The organism is Bradyrhizobium sp. 4 (genome assembly GCF_023100905.1).
Classification (GTDB): Bacteria; Pseudomonadota; Alphaproteobacteria; order Rhizobiales; family Xanthobacteraceae; genus Bradyrhizobium.
On the sequence record NZ_CP064686.1, the window covers coordinates 3,053,155 to 3,074,385 of the forward strand.

Here is a 21,231-nt window from a genome sequence, read left to right on the forward strand (position 1 = left end):
CGCTCGGTAGGCATTGTCTGGTCGCCATTTTATGGTTTGACGTAGGTCCATCCCTGCTCCTGCAACTGCATCACCCTAACGACGCCCGACCTCACCACTTGGGCTTGGGCAACGATCGGAATGTCTTTGTTTTCGGCCTTTTGCATTTTCTCTTGCGTGTTTCCACAGGCTTTGAATGATACTTCCGGCGTGCTCAGAGCCATTTCCTCAATTCGCGCTTTCACCGGCGACGTGTCATCGCGGAGCATATGGAGGCCGGGGCCGAAGGTAATCACCTCAACTTTCACCCCTTCACCAACCTCCTTGTAGTATTGCGCGACGTTGAGTGCATTGTTCAATGCAAGATTCATTGACGCGGAGTCGCTTGTGTTGACCTGAAGGATTAAGCGGTGCTCTTTCTTGGCAGCAGACGATGGCGCGATGCGCGCCAGCTCAAATTGTTTTGGCGTCGCGGCCCGCGCCGATGAATTCGCGTGCGTTCTGGCCGCGCCATGTGTTGAGGCTGCAGGCAAACTAGGCTGTGCCGGGAGCAGGCGAGTCTCCTGTGCCGCGGAACTAGACAGCCCGACCAGGAGCGAGATGATTGTCGCGATCATCGCTGTGATAATCTTCGGAAATTTGGGCATTATGTTGTTTCTCCAAGCAAGCTGAGGTTCATGATCAATTGTTGGGCTTCGCGATCGCGCGTGGCCATTTGCATGTTGCCGCCAATTTTGCACGCACGCTCTCGATACCATCGAGAGCGAACACTGCACCGGCGCCGGTCCCCGTTCGGCGTGACACATGCACGGAAAGTGCGCTGTGGCCGGGGATCGATTGCAACAGGCGAACGACATCGCTTTCAAGCGCGACACCGCGCGCTGACGTGATTGTCGAGACCTGAAAAGGTGGATCATCATTGATGCGCAGGGAAAGGGTGTAATCCTCGCGGCGGCCCGAAAGGCCGGCTCCATCAAGCAACACTTCGGTCAGGCCGCCGCGACAGCGTATCGACAGGCTCATTGCTGCGTCGGAACTGCCCCCTTGAGATGGCAGTGTAGCCTTGATGATCGATGAATAATCAACTGGCGAGGTGGTCTCGCTGACGATCCACGCCCCGGCTCCATTGGCGGACCGATCAGAGACGCGAACCGGAGCCATAGGGTCTTCGGCGCCTCGGGGCCGAGCGAGGTCATTTGCGATCGCGAGCGTCACGACGAGAGCGATCAGGGTGAACGTCATTGTGTCGCCTGGCTCGAACGCGGCAGACGATCGAGCCAGGCCTGCGCCGCGGGAAAACGCGTCAGGCCAGGGACCGTCGCCGCCAAGTTGATCGACTTCCATTTCGGATCGAAACCGGGCTCCTGCAGCTTGTTGATCCGCGAGAACAGGCGGTCGACAAAGCGCGCCACACGATGAAAGCGATTGGATTTGGTCGGCCAATTGAAAGCGACCAGCACGGTCGGAACGGCAATAGTTGTCACGCGTTCCCCCTGCCTGATCAAGTTCGGGTAATCAGCTGCGTCCAGCCAAGATGGCAGATAATAATCTTCAAACTTGCTCTCGTAGGGGACCGGCAAGAACTTGAAGCCGGCATCCCAGCGACCACGTATGAATGCATCCACCGGCTTTGATGTTATGAAAACGACGGCGGCCAGCTCACCCCTGCGCATTTGTTCCATCGCAACCTGATGTGGGATGAATGCCTTATCGACCTCGATCCCCAGCCGGCTGAAGATCAGCGGGCCCGAATAAGCTGCGGCGGTACCTTGGGTGTTGAAATTGACCTTCTTTCCGACCAGATCACTCAAGCTCTGAATTTCGGGCCTGACGAATACGTGCAGTTCAGATGGAAACAGATTGAGCACATAGGTGATCCGTCGCTGGATGTCCGGCACTTGGCTCTTGTACTCGTCAAGTGCGTCGGAATTGATGATTGCTGCATCAATGCCCCGCAAATACAGCAGCGAATTGACGTTTTCGGTTGCGCCACGGGTCACGATGGGCAGCACGTGGAGGTCCGTTCCATCATCGGCCACCCGCGCCATTTCCGCGGCAAGCCGAATGGGAGCTCCTTCCAGCAGACCTCCGGCAATTCCAACAGTCCAATCGTTCATGGCCGCAATTTCCGCCCTTGCATGATCCGCACGTGCCCGCGGAGTCTGCTGGGCAATTGCTGGGCAACAGCCCATGATCAGAAGCGGAGCGGCTATCACGATGAGGAGGAACCAAGAGCGTATTCCAATCAGCTGCTTCATCGATCCGGCTCCCCTGGGAACGTCTATTCTGTTTTGTCCGCTGCGCTCTTCACTCCGACACGTAAGTTTAAGTTCGATCTGACTAGTCGATACAGCGCACGACCATTTGTCTGCACCGATGGTGCTAACGACCAAGTGCGTCGAATCGCTCCCTTGCCTCCTTGACCCCTCCGGCTGCTGCTCTGGCGTAAAGCTCTCGCGCCTTGGACGTGTCGCCGCGCGTTCCGCTCGAGCCCCATTTTGCAAGCAGGCTCGGATCATACGTTTCGGCGAGGGCGAAACTTGCCGGTGCGCTCCCTAATTCAGCAGCACGCTCCAGGACAACTCGTGCCGCGCCAATGTCGCCTTGTCGAAGCAATCCGGTTGCGCGAGCGATCAATCGCACGAGCTCGGCGGCGTTTTCGTTCCCGAGAACCGGGGATGGCGCCTTAGGCTCAGCTGGTATGACTACGAGCTCTCGCGGAGATTGCTCGAGCGGCGGCTGCGGCGATCCCAACAGCAGTGTTCGGAGCGGTTCGCTTGTTCGCGAATTGCCGGCTCCGCCTTCACCCGACACCCCCGCGGGTAGCCACGGTCCGACATTCGGGCGCGCTACGGCAAGTTCTTGCTCATCTCGGCTGGATTGGTGGCATTCTCGCCGGAGCTGCTTTTTCAACTGTTCGGCTCGATCATCGTTTGCCGCGGCTTGCGCTTCATACGCGAACAGCTTGGAACGCGCCAACGAGAGCTCTTGCGCCAGCGCATCTGCTCTTTCGTGCTCTTCCCTCAATGAGAGCTTCAGTTTGGCCGAGGTATTCTCCGCCGTTCGGTTCGCCTGCGCCGTCTCTTCGATTGCCTTCGCGATCTGCTGGGATCGGTTGTCGAGCTCGATTCGCGTCGTCGCGAGCGTCTCATCCAGCTGTTTGGTACGATCGTGCTCCTGTCGGAGGCTTGCCTGTAGCTGAGCCTCCGCTGCCTCTTTTGCACTGATCTCTGCGGCTTGTCTGGTTACCTCTGCCGACTGGGTCTCCAGGTCGTGATGAGCGGCCGTCAGATTCTGCTCCAGCCGGTTTGCCCGATCTCTCTCCCGCTCGACAGCTTGTTGCAGCTCTCTCGGATCACTCCGTGCCGGGTGTTCGGGTTCGCGACCCTCGGGGCCGATTTCGCGGCTTAGCCGTGCCTGCACTTCGAAATCGTTGCGCGCCTTGACAAGTTCCTGTTCCAGACGCTGCGTATGCAAGCGCTCCTCCCGGAGCGATTTCTGCAGCTTATCGGTTTCATTCTCGGTGGCCTCCGCAATGCTGGTCCATTGCTCGCGTGCATGCTGCAACAGCCCCAGCACGGTATCCTGCTCCCGTCGGCATGTTCGAAGGTCAGCAGCAAGGGCCTGTATCCTCTCCTGTTCTGCGGCGAGCACTTGCCGCGATCGCTCGGTATTGCTGATTGTGGCTTGTGCGAGCTTCAGGGGGGGCGTATCGGCAGATGGTTTCAGCCGCGCCGCGCGCCACCCTCCCGAGCCGGTCGCGCCGCGCAGGTGCGTCGCCATGACATGGGCGTCGCTCGCCGGCCGATTTGGCTGCTGCGCGAGAACGGGTATGGTCAATGCCGATATTACCGTCAGGACAGTCGGTGCAACCCACGCCGACCTTGTTGCGCAGGTGAGCGCACAGCTACGAACACAATCCGAGGCAATCCACACGTCTGCGCGAACGGGCGATCCAAGGCCCGGCGCTGCCTGCATCGGCGCTTGTGCCCACATCCGCGACATTAATGCGTCAATCCGTTTCCCAATTGCAATTATCGATAGGCAAAATAAACTATATTATAATTTATTCAATGATTTATATCGCAATTTAATTTCGGCCGATGCGGCCGGTCGCTTGAGAAGGAGATCGTCCAATGCTCCACCGAATCCCTTCGCTGATCGTTGCGATTATCACGAGCGTATCTGTGCTGGCCCTGGCCCAAGCAGGCGGCGCAGTGGCGGGCTCCGCGGGTGCCGGCACTGGGACGGGCACGGGCAGCGCCAACACTGGCGGGTCAGCTCCGTCCGGCATGGGTACAAATGCGAGCAGCGCCAACCCTGGTCCATCGGCGCCTCCAGGAATGGGGACACGAGACGTTGGTACCGGTGCAAACCTGAACCGCACCAGTCAAACCAACAGCCCGGACGTTCAACCCGCCACGTCGAAGTCGCGGGCGGCGGCGCAGGCCAAAAGAAATGCCGGCGCTGGCCACGCTCAAAATGGTCTGCCGATCGGAGCTATTGGCACCGGCACGAGCAACGAGGAGCAGATGATCGTTGGGCCGTCACCTAACCGAAAAATACCGGCAGCGAAGGTCGACGGAAATATCGCTGGAGCAGTTGGTAGGGGCTCCGGCCTTTCGGACCAGGTGAGCCGGCCGCGCGCCGCACGAGCTGGGGAAAAAGTGCTGGACGCCAAAGTGCTAGTCCAACGGCGAACGACAGTTTCGCATAAGCGTATTCCCGACCCAGAAAACAGAACTCGGTAGTCTGAGCGGACCGAGCCGGGCAGCCGAGCGCGCTTTGGCGGCCCTGCTCAGGTCTGCGCGCCGCCAGACGAAGGCAGGGCTTGCTTCTCCATGGGGCGCCGTGAAGAGGACTGACGCCCGGCACACGGCCGAGCGGGATTTGGGCTAGGCGAGAGCATTCACGCGGTTATGCGAGCGCTCGATTCCGCGGCATTCGGATCATGTCCGATCGGTCGGAGCGAGGAGCCAGCCGTGCATCGTTCGAAATGCTCGCGAAGCATGTCATTAGCCAAGTGCTCCCAGAATTCAGCTTCGGCGAGAAGCTTCCAGCTTCTATCAGGATGATGCGCAGAAGTCTGTCGGCACAGCGACGCCATCGCGCGCAGGCGGCGTACGGTCTCCATCCACTCCTCCCATTTAGTTTTCCCTCACCCTATTTTCTGTTTTAGGTCATATTAATTATGATTATACCAGATAACTAAATTTGCCTTCCATGGTGCGCCTACCGAAACGATTGACGCGAACGACTTTCGCTTTGCTTTCAAATTGTCTTTCAGATGAAGCGCTGCTTCATAAAACTAAAAACAGACAAAAAGTCAGGCTTAAACCAACTCAGGTGCGGACATGATCCGCAGCATGCCGCTCGTGGATGATCTCGGTCAAAGCCGGAAAGGGATCCAAGTGCAGCACTTTTCCTAGCACAGAGCCTTCACTCGCATCGGCCTGCCTTGAAACTCCGCTGCGCGCACGCCTCATTGGAGAGCGATCGGGCGGCTTGGAGCTTTGTATCGGAGGCTTCAGGGTCGATCCGTGGAACGATCGTCTTCGAGTTCGCTGAAATTGCGCGCGCCGCTCGCCATCATTGAATCCGCGTGCGGCAACTCGTCCCAAACCGGGGCCTACGCATCCGTGGCGCCGGCCTTAATCTCGCTCTTTCTCCGAGGCTTCGCCCTTCCGCCCTTCGCACTTGCTCTCGTAGCCTCTGCAATTGGGCAAGCAGGCTAACGAGCTCCATCGCCGTTTGACGCAGAACAGCCAAGCGGCTGCAAGCCCCACTACTCACTACAATACCCCCAACAGGCCCTTGCAGGATCAGCGATCGGAAGCGTTAGTTTGCGCCGACCTGCCGGTGTGACGCTTAACTTACGGTTCATGCGGGCGTCAGTTCGCTTTACGACGATAGACCAAAATATTTCGCATCCCTCCCGTAAGCCCTGGCAGAAGCCGCCAAGACAGGAATCTGGATGAACGCTGCGCCATGATTGAGCGCATCCAGTCCGTACCAAGACTAGTTCCCAGCCGGTGCGGCAGCCATGCCGCAACAGGTCAACTCCGCACGCGCGGCGTCAAATGAGGCGGTTGGCCCAAATTCGTGTAATGCTAGTTAGTTCGGCTCCGCGTCTGTACCGAAGCCCGCTACGCATCAGAACAGCGGCGCTTCCTCGAATATCTCCCTGGGCCGCACGACCGGCTCATCGACCCAGGCCTCGCGAGCGAACCAGTTGTGATTGGCGCGACAGACCGGGCAACGAGTATTGCCATAAAACACAACGCTCCGCAGGAAAGCCTCACGGTCCGACCTAATACCAGTAGGAATCGCGCGACCGGTTTGCGGACATTTGACCATGATCATTCCCATGCGAGCCTCCCTAGGAAATTATTCGTTGTCGAAACAAAAGAGAACCGGCCGGCTGGAGTGCGTCGTCATCTCGGTGTGGGTTACTTGGGGGGGGCATCGCACACTGGGAGTGCTTGTTCGAGCAGGGCGGATTGCTCGTGACGACGTTTTTCCAACCGGCCGGATCGCTGCTTGAGCGATTCCTTTGACGCCGCCGCTCTTTGGCTCGGCAGCGCGGGCGTTGATTATTCGTCTCTCGAAAGCTCCTGGGGCGCCACTGAAAATGGGCCAATCTGAGCGGGTCGGAGTTTTGCGCGCGCTATGCCGCTCGCGACGAAGACGATCATGTCGCCCGTGATGGGCAAATTGGCTAATTCGATCACCGGTTTCACTCCACTCTCGTCAGCGAAATATTCTTCGTTAGGATTTAATCCTGCAAATTAAGCCTTGCGCTGTCGGTCTGGTTTGCGACTCTCGTAAAGTTTTATTTTTGCTGTCCTGCACGCAGGAGGCCAAGATCATCTCGGCGATTTCTGCGACGCTGTTCTCGGTCGGCTGTTATTTTCACGCAGGGCCCGCTTCTTGGTATTTGAATGGTTGCATCCGGTTCAAACATGAAATAAATATTGATTATATTGAGATCATATAAATCTCGTTGTTAATTGTTGTCAATGACGTAAGCTGTTTTCGTCATTTTTTTGGTCGGAGGAGACGATGCGGGAATCAGTCAAGAAGAAGCGCAACTCCACCTCGGCTGCGAAGCAGTTGGCTCAAATGCGCGAGAAACTAGCGAGCATCAGCGAGAGGGAGCGCGTTCTACGAGAGCGGAGTGCTGCTCGCGAACTTTACCGCTATCTGCTGGACTCTCACCGGTTGACCGCGCCGGCGACCTTTCTCGGAGGACAAGTGTTGAATATTTCTCCATCTGGGGTGAACGAGGGTGGTCAGCTGGCGGCGTGACCCGAGGCCGTAGGGTCATTCGAAACGAATCCCAGTCAGGCGATGTGCATCCGCACTGAAGGCGAATTTGCGCCGCTGTAGCACGGCGATCAAGCCGAGTTTCCTCGGCAACTGCAGCTCGTTTGAACGCGCCGCGGACAGGACATTGCAGGATCAGGATGTTGTCGCCGTCGCGTCGACACGACGGAGAAACAGATATCGTCGCTATCGGGCATAGCCATGCTGGAAAAAACATCGGCAGAGGTGGTGTTGAGACCCGCCGCGGGTGCAGTCTTCGCGCTGCTGGACGGTCGACCAGTGCTTTTCAGCGAGACAAGGCAGAAGATCTATGAGTTGGACCAGGTAGGGGCGTTCATTTGGTGCAAGTTGGCACAAGGCGCTTTTTTGGAAGACGTCCATCAGGAACTTGGGCAGCTAGGCATTGGCGCGCGCGCAGCGCGCGAGTTCACATGGCAGGCAATGAACGTCTGGATCGATCGAGGGTTGCTCGATCTCGACTGGCGAATGTCGGCCGATTGCGCCTTCTCAACAGTTCTTGCTCAGCGCAGGATCAGCGTCCGGGCTGCAAATCGGGGCCTCTTACAACAGTTGATTTCGCTGTTTTGTGTTACGAACGACAGCGGCGAGGAGGAGGATATTGCGATCGAGACAATGATGCTCGGCGATCGGGTATTTTTCCGCGGGAATGACGCGAGCATCCATAGATGTGAGGCCGCAGCTCTGGCCCCTACAATCAAAGCTCACATCACCGAGCGACTTATCCGAAGCAATCAATGGGCTTTCGCGCTCCACGCCGCTTCTCTTGTCAAGTGCGGCAAGGGCTTGCTGCTGTGCGGCCAACCGGGAGCCGGCAAGTCGACTCTGGCGCTAGAACTGGTAGACGCTGGATTTCAGTATGCTGGCGATGACGTTGCGCTGATTGGGGCTGACGGAACGATCTGCGGCATCCCATTTGCCCTCACCCTCAAGCAGGGATCGTGGCGGCTGCTATCCCGACTGTATGGCGACTGGAACGACGTGACGCACCGCCGGTCCGATGGCGCCGAAGTGCGGTATCTGCCGATTTCCGATGCGCACAATGGGAGCCTCTCTGCCAACTGGATCATCTTTCTGAACCGGGTTGCAAGCGGCCCCGTCGAACTGACCCCCCTGGATCAGCTTGATTCGATCAAGCGGCTCATTGAGGGCGCTTTTGCCGCAGACGGGAAGCTGTCGCAGTCCGGCTTTTTCGCTTTGAAGCGGATTGTTGCGGGCGCACGATCGTTCCAACTTATCTATTCGGAATCGGCGCAGGCTCGACAGCTGCTGATGGACTTGTGCAATGACAAGGCATAGTGCGGCACTGACAAGCCTATGCAACTGCTTGCGAGGCTTGCCGCCCGTCGAAGTGAAGTGGACCTCCGTCATCGGGCTCGCAAACCAGACGTTGACGACGCCTGCGCTCATTGACTTCGTCGATCAATTTGCATCGGTGTTGCCAGAGGACGTGTGCACCTATATTCGCCAGATCCATCGCCGAAACGTGCTGCGCAACGATCGGTTCGCCGGTCAATTGGAAGAGGCCGTCATTGCGATGAACGGCCAGGGAGTTACGCCGGTGTTGCTCAAGGGTGCGGCAACGCTAGCCACAGCACCTGTCGAGCGGCGAGGAGTTCGGCTGATGTGTGATCTGGATATTATGGTCATGCCGGACGAAGCTGAAAGTGCAGTCACCGCTCTGCGCGCGATTGGCTATCAAATTCATGAGCGGACCCTTCCCAACAGCAAGAGATGGTATGTCGAGTTGAACCGGCCCCGGGATGTCGGAACCATTGATCTGCAGCAGGGCGCTTCAGACCCGGCGTACCTTGACCGTGGCCCGGGAAATGCTCTGAACCATTGCGTCCCTGCGCGGTTTGGGCGGGGAAGCGCGTATGTTCCCACGCCGACCTACCGAGCGCTTATGTTGATCATCCACGATCAGTTTCAAGACTTTGGCTATTGGCTCGGTGACCTCGATCTGCGACATCTTCTTGAATTGCGAGATCTGAACAGTTCCGTCGGGGGCATCGATTGGAGTGAGCTTACCTCTCATGTCTCGGGCGGATTGATGAAGAACGCAGTCGAAACCCAGCTACTTGCTCTCGCTGCGCTGCTTGGAGTCGAGGTCCCGCACTCGATGCGGTGCCGACTGATTCCTCGTCTGCAGTTCAAGCGACAATTGATCCAAGCACGCTTTCCGGCCACACGTGTGCCATTCCTCGCAATGACGGTCTTGGACCTCAGAAATTACCGGAGGAGGATGACCTCTGGCTACGCGCAAGCCGGCATGCGCGGGCGTGGATTGTGGTCTGTGCCAAGAGGGTCCACTTTACAGTTTCTGTTGAGCGCGACCACGACGGTTCGTGCCGGAAAAGTCTAAGGCCAGTAACGGTCACACGAGCGCCTTCGGGGGGATTGGAGGTTCCTCAACGGAAGGGAGTTTTCCATCAGCCGCCTCCAGAGCGCGCATCAGGTGGCAGATTTTCGGAATCCTCAGGGCCCAACATTTGTGCAGTTGCGCAGTGCTAGGAATGCCCTTGACCACCCGCATTCCGATCAGACGACTCGTCGTTCTCGCGAATCCTGAACTCTTCGAGCGTGTGCCCCGATTGGAGCGCGGCAACTAGCCAGCGAGGCTGTTTACCACGTCCCGACCAAGTCTCTGTCGGGCGGAGTGGATTGAAGTATTTTGGCACGACTTTCGGGTATTTGCGGCGCGGCGGCTCGCTCGTTCCGGCGTTGGCGGCCCGTCTTTCAGCTTCACCGAATTGATCCGGCTGGTTGAGTTGCGCAAGACGTTTTTCGAGCTCTCGCTTCTCGACTGTGATCTTTTCGGCAAGTATCTTTGTCAGCTCTTCGTGAAGGAGCCAGAGTTCCTCAAAGTCCATGGCTTCGAGATCTTGCCGACGCATAGCATTCTCGTCACCGTTCGACTGACGCCTGATCCATCTGTCATCCTCGGCTTACGAGCACATCATTGCCCGAACGCTCAAAACAAACGATGGACCAAAGCCAGTGCTTCAAATCGACGCTACAATAAATAAAATAATATATTATTTAATAATTATTTACTAGGGTTATTTTATTAAATGGGGGCTTGGCAGCCCAATGACTTGCTGCAAAGCAAGAAAGGGGAGTATCTCAATCGAGTTCCTCCCGGCGTCTTCAACTTGGGGCATCCTTCCCCGGCTGCACCCGGATATTCGGGACCTGAAGCTCAAATCGCGCTCAGGCAGCTAGCGCTGAGGGACATTGAGTTCGTTGGCGCTGGCGCATATTCGAAGGCTGCAATATCGAGATTGCCCAGAACAAAGGACAGCGTACGGCAACCTATTCATCGAGAACATTGCGTCGCGATGACGCGTAGGGCGCTTGATGTGATCCCGTCATATCAGTTCGCTTGAATGGTTCCACGATTGCCCGCAGGACGTGTGAAATTCACCCCTCCGAGATTAAATTATGAGGATAGCCTATTGTTTTGGCTTGATTGACTGTTGCGGCGCAGTTATCTGGAATGCGGATTTAAGTACGGTTCCATACATTTTGTTGGGTAAATCGAGTTCACCATCTTGATTAATGTCCATCTGGGACATATCAAGTTTGGCGCAACTACAGGATGCGCGCATGCCAGCTAAGAAACTCGAATTAGACTCAATGTCCCTTGACGATCTCTGGTCGCTTCATGAGGAAATTAGCGGGATCCTATCGAATCGGATTAAGGCAGAAAAGCGCGAATTGGAGAAGCGCCTGGCGGTTCTCGGGGGCGGGACGGCCGTTTTGGCGGATTCAAGCGGGTCCGGCGTGTCTCCTGCCGCCAAAGCGAGACGCAAATATCCGCGGGTGCTGCCGAAATACCGGAACCCCCAGACGTCAGAGACCTGGTCGGGGCGTGGCAAGCGGCCCCGGTGGTTGGTTGCTGCTATGAAGTCTGGCCGGAGAATTGAGGACTTTCGCATAGGGGATGCAAGTCCGAAGCTTCGTCAGCGCGCATAACCTAATCTGCATTGATCGACGGGATGGTTGCGGTCAAGTGGCCGGCGCGGCGCCGTGATCCTGTGCGCCTAGTAGGCGTTGCGTCCCCGCAGCACTTCGATGGGAGTTTGCAGCAGGATTACGAGATCAAGCCGAAGGCTCCAGTTGTCGATGTACCACAGATCGTATTGTACGCGTGTTTCGACCGTGATGGATGTGGGGGTTGGACCACGGCAGCCATGGACTTGGGCCCATCCGGTCAATCCGGGCCTGACCCTGCGGCGCAAGGCGTAGTTCCGCACGAGCTTGTCGAATTCTCCGTCGTGAGCCAAGGCATGAGGACGGGGACCGACCAGCGACATGCTGCCGTCGAGAACATTTAGCAGCTGTGGCAGTTCGTCGAAGCTTGTCCGACGCAGCCATTTGCCGACGCGGGTGACGCGTCGGTCGAGGCGATGGGCCTGAAGGATCGCGGGCCCGTCCTCGAGCACATGCATCGTCCGGAATTTGCGGATCAGGAAGATCCGGCCATTAAAACCACAGCGTTGCTGTCGAAAGAATATGGGGCCGGGCGAGTCCAGCTTGATTGCAAGTGCGGCCAGCACAAGCAGCGGGGCAAGTATCGTCAAGGCGAGCGCGGCGCCGAAAAGATCAATGATTCGTTTGGTCGCACAGTCCAGCTGCGTAAGCGGACCACGCTGGAGTTCAACACAAACCGCACTTCCAAGGCTTCGCGTGGGATGTCGAAGCAATTCGGATGTCGTACCGACCGGCACGAACACAACCGGTAGCGGCAAGACCCGCAAATCGGCAACGAAGGCCCGGAGTTCGGGCCATCGTTCCGGGTTCGCTTCCACAACCACCTCGTCGAGCTCGGAGCTGCGAATGTAGTCAATCACGCGAGCCGTGAGCCGCCTTCGACAGGCAGGACTGAAGCCGATTGGAGGCAAGCTGAACCGGCCTCGGACGCAATAACCATGCATCGCGAGCGTTTCAGACAGTCCGGCGTTTTTCGATTGCGGCTGGTCGCTAACCAGAATAATGTTTGTGCTGGCGAATTTTCTGCCGCTCAGGCCCCTCCCGAGAAGCGCTCTCACTCCCCACCGCTCGGCCATCAGCAAGCCGAGGCCCAGGACCGCGAAAAGTGTGCCCGCTTGGTGAGAAGAGCCCGGACCAATTGCAAAGCCGTACACGGCCCATATCAAGAGCAACAATGACGTCCATGCAATCCAGACGGCGCGCATCTGACTTCGCAGGACGAGAAGCTCAGCTGGCCGATAAAGGCCGTGGGTCTTCAAGAGGCAAACCAGACATGCTGCGCTGACGAGCGCCAGGCCAAGTGCGTTGCTTAAGTCGCCTGCAGCCCACCCATTCTGAGCTTGGCACAGCCACATCGAAACGACGCTCGCAAAAACAATGGTCGCAACATCCGCACAGGGCGCCACGTATTCGATCGAGTCGTACCGGAGGGGCCATTTGTGCTGGCGGGAAAGTGACGGCCCGGGACTGACACGATCCGTAACCTCCCGATCGGGGAAATGTCGGTTCACGAAATTCATTGTCAGGACACCTGCGGTTAATATTTAATATATTATTAATTAATCCGATCTTTCAAGAGAAAAATACTCGTTTGGCTATTTAATATGTCGCACTGCTCGGAGACCTATCGAGACCCCTGTCGGGAATTCCGCGCGCGCATGCTGTCGAGGTACGACGGATCCAGCTCCGAAATCAGGTTCTCGAGATAGACCTTCCCGTCGGCTGAGGCTAACCGGTATGCAGCCACAAGCGCCGGCCTGAGGGCAGGCCGATGCGTAACGATGAAACTGACGTCGCGCTTGATCAAGTCACGGAATTCAAGCTCCCATACCACAGCGTCTGTGGCGAACGCGACGGATAGCCGTAACGGAAGCAGATCCAAATCATTCGGCGCGGTATAGTACGACATCTTGAGCATCGCTGCCGTCCCAGACCGGGTCAAATCGTGCTTCGATGCCGCCGCGAGCATGAGCCAAATGTCGCCGCGAAACGGCGAAGAGCGTAATGCACGGGCAAACACATTCGAAGCCACCGGAAGAGCCGTCTTTTGCTCGTCTGCGGATAATGCCGGATCCCAGCTGGATCTCGATTCCCCTCGGATCCATAGGTCTTCACGTGCTGCCGCAACTGAAGCCGGTTTCGAGATCGCATTCGGCCATGCTGCGGTCAATACGCCTGTCGGCAAAGAAGAATGACCACCGAGATACCAGGCGGGCAAGACCATCCAAATTGCCTGCACGAGCAGTGTGATACCAAGAACCATCAGAGCAACGCGGGGCCAGGCGGTGACAAGAGCTGACGCGAATCTTGGACGAGATGCCGGAGCTGGACCGCCCATCCAATCTGAGTTCTCTTTCGATCCCGGGGATATGGCGTCACGGCCTGCGCCGGGGACGCTTTGACCGAACGCCAGTCCAAAAACCGCGGCGATCAAAAGTGATGCGCCCAAATCCAAAATTTCATGGTCGGCAAAGGCCAGTACCGTCAGTGTAATCGAAGCGCCAGCGCCCAAGGCTGGGTACTCGTAATCGTAAGCTCGCGACAGAGACCGCCTGATCAGAATACAAGCGCCGAGCATTGCTACAACCACGAGACTGCAAAGGAACGCCCACCCCATATCCACAACGATTGCGGCGGCGGCCGTTGGCCTTTCTCGCAGCGCACCGCTTCCGATGTCCCGATAAATCGGCAAAAGAACGGCCGAAGCGCCTGCACCGGATCCCGCCGGTCGGACGTCATGTAGCATCCGTTCTGTCGCGATCTGGCTGCTCGTTGACAAAGCGATCGTCAGATCGGTGTTCGTCCTGAACGGAATGACCGTCACGCTGGCAATAAGAAATATTACGGCGGTTGCGAGAACGCCAGCGGTACCCCACAAACCGAAGAACCACCTGCGAATTGCGAAGACCGAGAGCAGGATTCCTGATCCGAGGAGCGCGGCAACGACGGCGGTCGAGTTGGTCCGAATGAGCAGCGCCGCCATGCAGACAGTCATTGCGATGATCGCGGCGGACAGAGCTGGGAGCGGGACTGGCCCAATTGTTCCTGGCCGACTGCGGCGCCGAAATTGATCGACTGCGCGTATTGCCGTCGCGCAGGAGAGCAAGAGGCCGAGCACTGCGACGGTTGAGCCATCGGGCCCGGCGACGCCAGCAGTTGCCTTAACGAACCACATAGCTGTGGTGATCGTGGCTATCAACAGCAGGATATGCAGGACTTGCGCTGCACGATATCGGTCAAGGGTGACGACGGCAGTGACAAGGGCAGCGGCGAGCACAGCGCAATACTGGGCGAACGAGAACATCGTCGCCCCGGTATCGACCGTGATTATTTCGGCGAGGGGTTCGTTCAAGGCCGCCGATGCAGTCGCCCAGATGGCATTGCCGAGCGTGCCCATAGGCATCGGCACTGCCTGTGACGCCATCCAGAGCGCCGGAGTCGCAAGCACAACGCCCAGACCAGGCCGGAGCAGCTTGGCGAGCCCGAGGGAGGCGGATGATGGAACGATCGCAACGACCAGCGCAGCCGTTGCAAGTACGAACGACGCGAATATCCTGATTTGCAGGCTTTCTGGCATTGCGAGCGTCGCGATGATCGCCACTAACTCGGCTAACATGACAAGCCGGATAATCATGTAAACACCATCTTGTGGTGCGGCCACTCCGCTGATCCGCTAGCCGGAGAACGTGGAGCCGCTACGAGACAGCCTTAAGACCCGGAAAGGCCATAACGGATGTAGTGGCTATCATGATAGTAGTAGCTCCGATGTCCGTCATATCGAGCCATGGCCTTGGTATCCGTTTTGCTGAGAACCGCCCCAATCAGCGATTCGTGAATGTTGGGTGCCGTGTGCAATGCGTGCTGCACGACATCTATTTTGGTCCGGCCCCATTCAACAACGAGAATGTAGCAGTCTATTAGAGATGAAGTGGCTCGGACATCAACTAGGGGGGTCAGGGGAGGAAGGTCGACGATGACGTAGTCATAGTCAGCTCGCAAACGGTCGAACAACTTGCTTATCGCGTCGGCGCAAAGAATTTCGCTGGTGTGAAGCAGAGGTCCCCGCCGCACGGCGGGGAGAAATGCAAGATTGGTTGTCGGATCCCGCCAAATTGCGTCCGCGAGGGAGCGGCTGCCGTTTGCAACTTCGATGATTCCGGCGAGGGCTTTGGGCGCAAAGATAGCAGATAGCGAGGGATTCCTGAGGTCGCAATCGACGATGATGGCTTTCTTGCCCGTGTGCCCGATCAATTGCGCGAGCGAGGCAGCAATCGTGGTCTTGCCCTCATTCGGTAGGGCCGAGGTAATCCCGATGACCTGGGAGGAGATTTTTGCCGGATTGTGGTCGATGGCTAGCTTGATGGAGCGAATTGCCTCGGTATATCGAGAAAGCGGCATCCCGACCACGGTCCGATGAACTGCGGTCGGCGACGAAACTATGCGTTGCTGAACATCATCATCGGTTTGCTGGAGGCGAACTGATGGCTTCGGGGATTTGCGGGCCGGTAGCAATGGGACCGAAGAAATGCAAGGCAATTCCAGCACGGTTTCCACTTGTGAAGAGGTACGAAAGACGCGGTCCATGACGTCTCTGAGCAGCGCCAAGCCGATGCCCAGCGCGAGACCGCCGAGGATCCCGAGCGTCAGCACCAACCTTGTCTTAGGCTTGCTCTTGCTCGGCGGCGGCGAAGCAGGAAAAATGACCCGCGTTTCCGAGATCGGGAATGTCTCCTGCTGTGCAGAGCCCATGTAACGCTGCAGGAAAGTCTCGTGCAAGCTCCGCAAGCCCTTTGCTCGGCTCTCCAGATCCTTGATAGTCAGCTCAGCAGAATTGACTGAACGGGACTGAGAGACGGCCTTGGCCAGCTGCTTTTCGATTTCTTCCTGCCGCTGTTTGGCGAACTCGAATTCGCTTCGGCTGACTTCGGCAAGTCTCTTGACCTCGTCGAAGATGGAGGCGCGAAATTCCCGGATGCGGTTACGGACACTGACAACCGCCAGGTGGTCGCGACCGACCCTGGCTGTCAACTCGGCCTCTCGCCGCGTGAGTTCCAGATATTGTTGGCGGAGCCCCGTAATGATCTGACTGTTTGTCGCATCGGCCCCGATAGCATCCAGATTGATCATCGGGGGCGGCTTTTGCGGATCGGAGGTAAGGAGAGATTCATACCGAGCCAACTTGGCCGTGGCCTCAGAGGTCTGAGCGCGTGCGGCAGCCAGTCGATTGTTGATTTCTGTGATCTGCCGCTCGTCGATGGGCTTTCCGTCCAAAGACACGATATTGTTCTGGGCCTTGTAGACATCGACGGCACGTTGCGCAGCGAGGGCTTGGTCACCGAGATCGCGCAGCCTATCCTGCAGCCAGCTTGTTGCCCTGCGATTGGCATCGAATTTTGCATTGAGCTGGTCCGCAACATAGGTATTGGCTACCGCGTTGACGATCTCCGCGGCTCGGGCTGCGTTGCTCGAACTGAAATTGATTTCAATGACGTTGCTGAACCCGACACGTCCTGTTGAAAGCCGACTCAGAAATGCGTCTACCAGAGCGTCCGATGGTTCGCCCTTCGTATCGGGCGGGTTATCTTTCCTCGATCCAGTCGGTGCCCATGACCGAATTCGTTGCCAGAGCGACTGTAGAGATAGCCCTGACGCACTAAAGTCCGGATCGTCAGCCAGTTTCAACTGGTCGATGACCGCGACCGCAGTGGCCTTTGATCTCAGGAGCTGAAGCTGGGTCTCGATTTGATTGAGATCGAAAGCCGTCTCGGCGAGCAGTGATTGCTGCTGGACAAATAGGGGCCTTGGATTAGCCAACAGGATCTGAACCTGCGCCGTATAGGTTGGAGTCACCAAACGGAGATAGAGCATGCTGGCCGCAGTTGCGAGTGTAGCAGTGACAAGGATTACGAGATATTGGCGTCGTAGAAGCCCGATGCCGTAATTGATGACGTCGCTGATTCCTCCGCCGTCTGCCTGAGCGGGTTGAGCCAGGTTCACCGGCAGCCGCAGTCTATCCGTGTGTTGAAGATTGTTCTGGAGCATCACGTACCTGTCCGACGGTGGGGTCACGTTGGGGCCGCCCGCCCGTAGACCAACGTTCAGGCAGGACGTCCGGGCGCTGGGAGATTATATACATTAAAAAAATCTGCTTGCCAAATTAAATGAATCCTATATTAATTAAGTTGAGATATAAATAAGGACGAGGCAATCGCCCCGGCGCGGTGCCGACAAAACAGACGATATTTCCGTAGCTTGCAGCGACCGTATTTGGATCGAAAATAATGTGAGCGTTCAGAGGCGGATTGGCGGACGGAGAAATTAATTCTATCGATGATTATGGTCCGCTGCTTGAAACCCGATTGAAATTGAGGACCGGCAGGAGGTGCTTAATGCTGGAACTGCGATCCTTGGCTATCCCCGATGTCAAAGTAATTCGAGCAGATCGCATTTCCGACGGCCGCGGCTACTTCTGTGAGACCTTTCAGCGCTCGGCTTTTGCTGCGAAGGGAATCTTGCATGACTTCGTTCAGGATAATCAGTCCAGCTCAGATCGGATCGGCACGGTGCGCGGCTTGCATTTCCAGCGACCGCCTTTCGCCCAGGCCAAACTCATACGGGTGTTGAATGGGGCCATTCTCGATATTGCCGTTGATCTCCGACGTTCGTCGCCCGACTTTGGCAAGCACATCGCCATCCAGTTGGATAGCGAAAGCGGTGAGCAGGTGTTCATTCCGAAGGGATTCGCGCATGGTTTCTGTACGCTGCAGCCCAAGACCGTGGTCTTGTACAAGGTCGATCAGGTCTACGCCCCGAGCCATGACGGCGGCGTCTATTGGGCTGACCCCGCACTAGCGATCAAGTGGCCCGTCACACCGTCAGAGGCTCAGATATCGCCAAAGGACCAGATTTTGCCTACGCTCAACCAGCTTGCTTGCATTTTCGAATAGTGGAGATGAGTAGAATGCGTATCCTAGTGACCGGCGGAGCGGGCTTCATCGGTTCTGCTGTGTGTCGCCGTTTGGTGCTGCAGACCAGTGCCGCTGTGGTCAACATCGATAAGTTGACATACGCAGCCGACCTGACTTCGCTGACGAGCATCGAGGGGCTGGGGTCTTATGCATTCCTGCAGTCCGACATCTGCGATCGAGACGCTATGGATCTCGCGTTCGCCGACTACGAGCCGGATGCGATCATACACCTGGCCGCCGAAAGCCACGTCGACCGTTCGATCACCGGGCCCGAGGCCTTCGTCAGCACCAATATAGTTGGTACCTACACGCTGTTGGAGGCGGCCAGGACCTACTACGAACGTCTGCCGCTTCCGCGGCGCAAGCAGTTCCGCTTCATCCACGTATCGACCGACGAAGTCTACGGGTCATTGGGCCCGGAGGACTTGTTTCGCGAGGACACGCCCTACAGGCCGAGTTCGCCATATTCGGCGAGCAAGGCGGCCTCGGACCACCTCGCACTCGCGTGGTTTCGAACCTACGGTCTTCCGGTCATCGTATCGAATTGTTCGAACAACTACGGGCCGTACCAGTTCCCGGAAAAGCTCATCCCGCTGACGATCATCAATGCGCTCGACCGGAAGCCGCTACCGGTCTATGGCGACGGCAGAAATATTCGCGACTGGCTTCATGTCGATGATCATGCCGCTGGCTTGATAAGACTTCTGTACGAAGGAAGACCGGGCGAGAAGTACAATTTCGGCGGAGATGGCCAGCGATCCAACCTGGAGGTGGTCACCCGGATTTGTGACGTGGTGGATCGGCTATCCCCGGGCGCGGGAGCGAGACGATCTCTCATTAGGTTCGTGCCGGATCGTCCAGGACATGATGCGCGCTATGCGATCGACGCGTCGAAGGCACATCGCGAACTAGGCTGGGAACCGACGAGAACCTTCGAACAGGGCTTGGCCGAAACAGTCGGATGGTATCTCGACAATCGTGCATGGTGGCAGCGTGCTCGCTGCGGTGTCTATGACGGCTCGCGTCTGGGTCTGCTCGCTGCTCAACATTGAGGTGAAGATGACAGATCGACCCATCCTCATTGCCGGGCGGAACGGTCAGTTGGCAAAGTGTCTTCGTGATCTCGCTGCGATGCGCGGTCTGCCCGCGGTGGCTCTCGGGCACCGAGAACTCGATCTGGAGAACCGCGAAGGGATCGATAAGCTCATCGCGTCGATCGCGCCGTCTGCAATCATCAATACGGCCGCTTATACGGCTGTTGATCGGGCCGAATCTGAAGCGGCGAAAGTGTTCAGCATCAACCGCGATGGTGCGGCAACGCTGGCAAATGTCGCTTGGCAGATGAATGTTCCACTCATCCATCTCTCGACCGACTATGTGTTCGACGGCGCAAAACCGGATGCGTACGACGAAAGCGACATTCCCGCGCCGTTAAATGTCTACGGCGCGTCGAAGCTTGCCGGCGAAGCTGCTGTATTGGCCGCGCACCCGCTCGCGACCGTGATCAGATGCTCGTGGCTTTACAGCCTCTATAGCTGCAACTTCGTTCGAACGATGTTGCGGTTATGCGAGACGCAGCCCATCGTAAGGGTTGTCCGAGACCAGCACGGAAATCCGACCTACGCATACGACCTCGCGGAGGCTATCCTTCAGATCGCAGAACGGTCAGTAACAGTCGATCGCAGGGCAGCAGCCGGCATCTTTCATCTCGCCGGGCAGGGCGAGACAAGCTGGCACGACTTTGCGAAGGCAATCTTCGACGAGATTTCCCGTCGTGGAGCGCGGGTTCCGACGCTCGAGGCGATCACGACGGAAGAGTTTCCGACCGCTGCGCGTCGACCCCGAAACTCGCGCCTGGATTCATCCAAGGCCGAACGCGTGTTCGGGATTCGATTGCCGCCTTGGCGCCATTCACTCGAAGCCTGTCTCGACCAGCTAGTCGGAGAAGGAGAAACCGATGTTGAAGGGAATCGTGCTGGCTGGCGGCAGCGGAACGCGCCTCTATCCGATCACGCGCGTGGTCAGCAAGCAGTTGCTCCCGATCTATGACAAGCCGATGATCTACTATCCCCTGTCGACGCTGATGTTGGCAGGGATCCGCGAAATTCTGATTATCACCACGCCTTCAGACCGGTGTCAGTTCGAGCTGTTGCTGGGGGACGGCAGCCAGTGGGGCATTCGGCTCACCTACGCGGAGCAAACCCGTCCCGCCGGTCTCGCGGACGCCTTCATTGTTGGTGCCGATTTCATCGGAAGCGATCGTGTGGCGATGGTGCTTGGTGACAACATTTTCTTCGGCGATGGCCTGAGCGAACTGCTTGCCAGGGCGGCAGGACGTGAGGAAGGCGCAACAGTTTTTGCTTATCACGTGCGGGACCCAGAACGTTACGGCGTCGTCGCGTTTGATGAGGCGGACCGCCCAGTATCGATCGAGGAGAAACCCAGACGGCCAGCTTCGAATTGGGCAATCACCGGGCTGTATTTCTTCGATAATCGCGTTGTCCGCTACGCTCGTCGCGTCGAGCCATCGTCGCGCGGAGAGCTCGAGATTACCGATCTTCAGATGCGCTACCTTGCGGCCAAAACGCTACATGTCGAGCGCATGGGGCGGGGGTTCGCCTGGCTGGATACCGGCACGGTTGAGTCGCTCATCGATGCCGGGACGTTCGTGCAGACCCTGGAAAAGCGGCAGGGAATGAAGATCGCCTGTCTCGAGGAGGTCGCCTTCAGACTCGGCTTCATCAATCGTGATCAACTTCTCGCGCTGGCGCAACCGTTGGAGAAGAGCGGCTACGGCAAATATCTGAACGAAATCACTCGGCTACCGCATTTCGTTTCGCACTAAATGCCCCTCAGTCCATATTTGGAGTTATGTTAAATCTATTCGTATTGAATTGACGGGCAGTTTAAAATAGAATTAAAATATATATTGACGATTTATTTA

The 21,231-nt window shown here is 57.3% G+C and carries 17 protein-coding genes; 8 read left to right on the top strand and 9 right to left on the bottom strand.

The genetic code is table 11. The annotated features are described in order from the left end of the window. Positions 1 to 29 precede the first annotated feature (29 nt). The 5 genes from IVB45_RS13930 to IVB45_RS13950 form a co-directional block, all read right to left on the bottom strand. Complete coding sequence (locus tag IVB45_RS13930) at positions 30 to 626, bottom strand: DsrE family protein (RefSeq protein WP_247363357.1); 597 nt, start codon at positions 624 to 626, stop codon at positions 30 to 32. A 34-nt stretch (positions 627 to 660) separates the two neighbouring features. Next, positions 661 to 1,221 carry a hypothetical protein gene (locus IVB45_RS13935; RefSeq protein ID WP_247363356.1) on the bottom strand — a complete coding sequence of 187 codons (561 nt, stop codon included), beginning with the start codon at positions 1,219 to 1,221 and terminating at the stop codon, positions 661 to 663. Beyond that, the gene (locus IVB45_RS13940; RefSeq protein ID WP_247282819.1) at positions 1,218 to 2,237 is read right to left on the bottom strand and encodes a TAXI family TRAP transporter solute-binding subunit; all 1,020 of its coding nucleotides are present in this window, start codon (positions 2,235 to 2,237) and stop codon (positions 1,218 to 1,220) included. Before IVB45_RS13940 ends, IVB45_RS13935 begins: the two co-directional genes overlap by 4 nt. Positions 2,238 to 2,361: 124 nt before the next feature. Then, positions 2,362 to 3,762, bottom strand: coding sequence for a hypothetical protein (locus IVB45_RS13945; RefSeq protein WP_247363355.1), 1,401 nt, complete (start codon positions 3,760 to 3,762; stop codon positions 2,362 to 2,364). A gap of 2,370 nt (positions 3,763 to 6,132) precedes the next feature. Continuing rightward, entirely contained in the window at positions 6,133 to 6,348 is a 216-nt protein-coding gene (locus IVB45_RS13950) for a hypothetical protein (protein WP_247282821.1), read from the bottom strand. A gap of 693 nt (positions 6,349 to 7,041) precedes the next feature. Between IVB45_RS13950 and IVB45_RS13955 the strand changes: the two genes are divergently transcribed. The 3 genes from IVB45_RS13955 (at position 7,042) to IVB45_RS13965 (ending at position 9,688) form a co-directional block, all read left to right on the top strand. Beyond that, entirely contained in the window at positions 7,042 to 7,287 is a 246-nt protein-coding gene (locus IVB45_RS13955) for a hypothetical protein (RefSeq protein ID WP_247282823.1), read from the top strand. A 219-nt stretch (positions 7,288 to 7,506) separates the two neighbouring features. Beyond that, positions 7,507 to 8,622, top strand: coding sequence for a serine/threonine protein kinase (locus tag IVB45_RS13960; RefSeq protein WP_247363354.1), 1,116 nt, complete (start codon positions 7,507 to 7,509; stop codon positions 8,620 to 8,622). Between the two features lie 37 nt (positions 8,623 to 8,659). Further along, positions 8,660 to 9,688 carry a nucleotidyltransferase family protein gene (locus IVB45_RS13965; RefSeq protein WP_247363353.1) on the top strand — a complete coding sequence of 343 codons (1,029 nt, stop codon included), beginning with the start codon at positions 8,660 to 8,662 and terminating at the stop codon, positions 9,686 to 9,688. A 145-nt stretch (positions 9,689 to 9,833) separates the two neighbouring features. On the opposite strand, the gene IVB45_RS13970 is transcribed toward IVB45_RS13965, so the two are convergent. Continuing rightward, positions 9,834 to 10,220 (bottom strand): H-NS histone family protein, encoded by a 387-nt coding sequence (locus IVB45_RS13970; RefSeq protein ID WP_247282826.1) that lies wholly within the window; start codon positions 10,218 to 10,220, stop codon positions 9,834 to 9,836. Positions 10,221 to 10,932: 712 nt separating this feature from the next. Between IVB45_RS13970 and IVB45_RS13975 the strand changes: the two genes are divergently transcribed. Next, positions 10,933 to 11,301: an H-NS histone family protein gene (locus tag IVB45_RS13975; protein ID WP_247363352.1), complete on the top strand. Its 369-nt coding sequence runs from the start codon at positions 10,933 to 10,935 to the stop codon at positions 11,299 to 11,301. A 68-nt stretch (positions 11,302 to 11,369) separates the two neighbouring features. On the opposite strand, the gene IVB45_RS13980 is transcribed toward IVB45_RS13975, so the two are convergent. The 3 genes from IVB45_RS13980 to IVB45_RS13990 all read right to left on the bottom strand — a co-directional run bounded on the left by IVB45_RS13980 (position 11,370) and on the right by IVB45_RS13990 (position 17,361). Further along, positions 11,370 to 12,839 (bottom strand): exopolysaccharide biosynthesis polyprenyl glycosylphosphotransferase, encoded by a 1,470-nt coding sequence (locus tag IVB45_RS13980; protein WP_247363351.1) that lies wholly within the window; start codon positions 12,837 to 12,839, stop codon positions 11,370 to 11,372. 104 nt (positions 12,840 to 12,943) lie between these two features. Further along, complete coding sequence (locus tag IVB45_RS13985; protein WP_247363350.1) at positions 12,944 to 14,980, bottom strand: hypothetical protein; 2,037 nt, start codon at positions 14,978 to 14,980, stop codon at positions 12,944 to 12,946. A 47-nt stretch (positions 14,981 to 15,027) separates the two neighbouring features. Beyond that, positions 15,028 to 17,361, bottom strand: a complete 2,334-nt coding sequence (locus tag IVB45_RS13990) for an AAA family ATPase (protein WP_247363367.1) — start codon at positions 17,359 to 17,361, stop codon at positions 15,028 to 15,030. A gap of 347 nt (positions 17,362 to 17,708) precedes the next feature. Here IVB45_RS13990 and rfbC point away from each other — a divergent pair, with 347 nt between their 5' ends. Genes rfbC through rfbA form a run of 4 tightly spaced genes read left to right on the top strand, consistent with a single transcriptional unit; the run spans position 17,709 to position 21,132 of the window. Further along, entirely contained in the window at positions 17,709 to 18,266 is a 558-nt protein-coding gene (rfbC, locus tag IVB45_RS13995) for a dTDP-4-dehydrorhamnose 3,5-epimerase (protein WP_247282830.1), read from the top strand. A gap of 14 nt (positions 18,267 to 18,280) precedes the next feature. Continuing rightward, entirely contained in the window at positions 18,281 to 19,339 is a 1,059-nt protein-coding gene (gene rfbB, locus IVB45_RS14000) for a dTDP-glucose 4,6-dehydratase (protein ID WP_247363349.1), read from the top strand. A gap of 7 nt (positions 19,340 to 19,346) precedes the next feature. Next, a complete protein-coding gene (gene rfbD, locus IVB45_RS14005) occupies positions 19,347 to 20,336 on the top strand; it encodes a dTDP-4-dehydrorhamnose reductase (RefSeq protein WP_247807617.1) in 990 nt (329 codons plus the stop codon). Then, positions 20,245 to 21,132, top strand: coding sequence for a glucose-1-phosphate thymidylyltransferase RfbA (rfbA, locus tag IVB45_RS14010; RefSeq protein WP_247282833.1), 888 nt, complete (start codon positions 20,245 to 20,247; stop codon positions 21,130 to 21,132). The genes rfbD and rfbA overlap by 92 nt, the downstream gene beginning before the upstream one ends. Positions 21,133 to 21,231 lie beyond the last annotated feature (99 nt).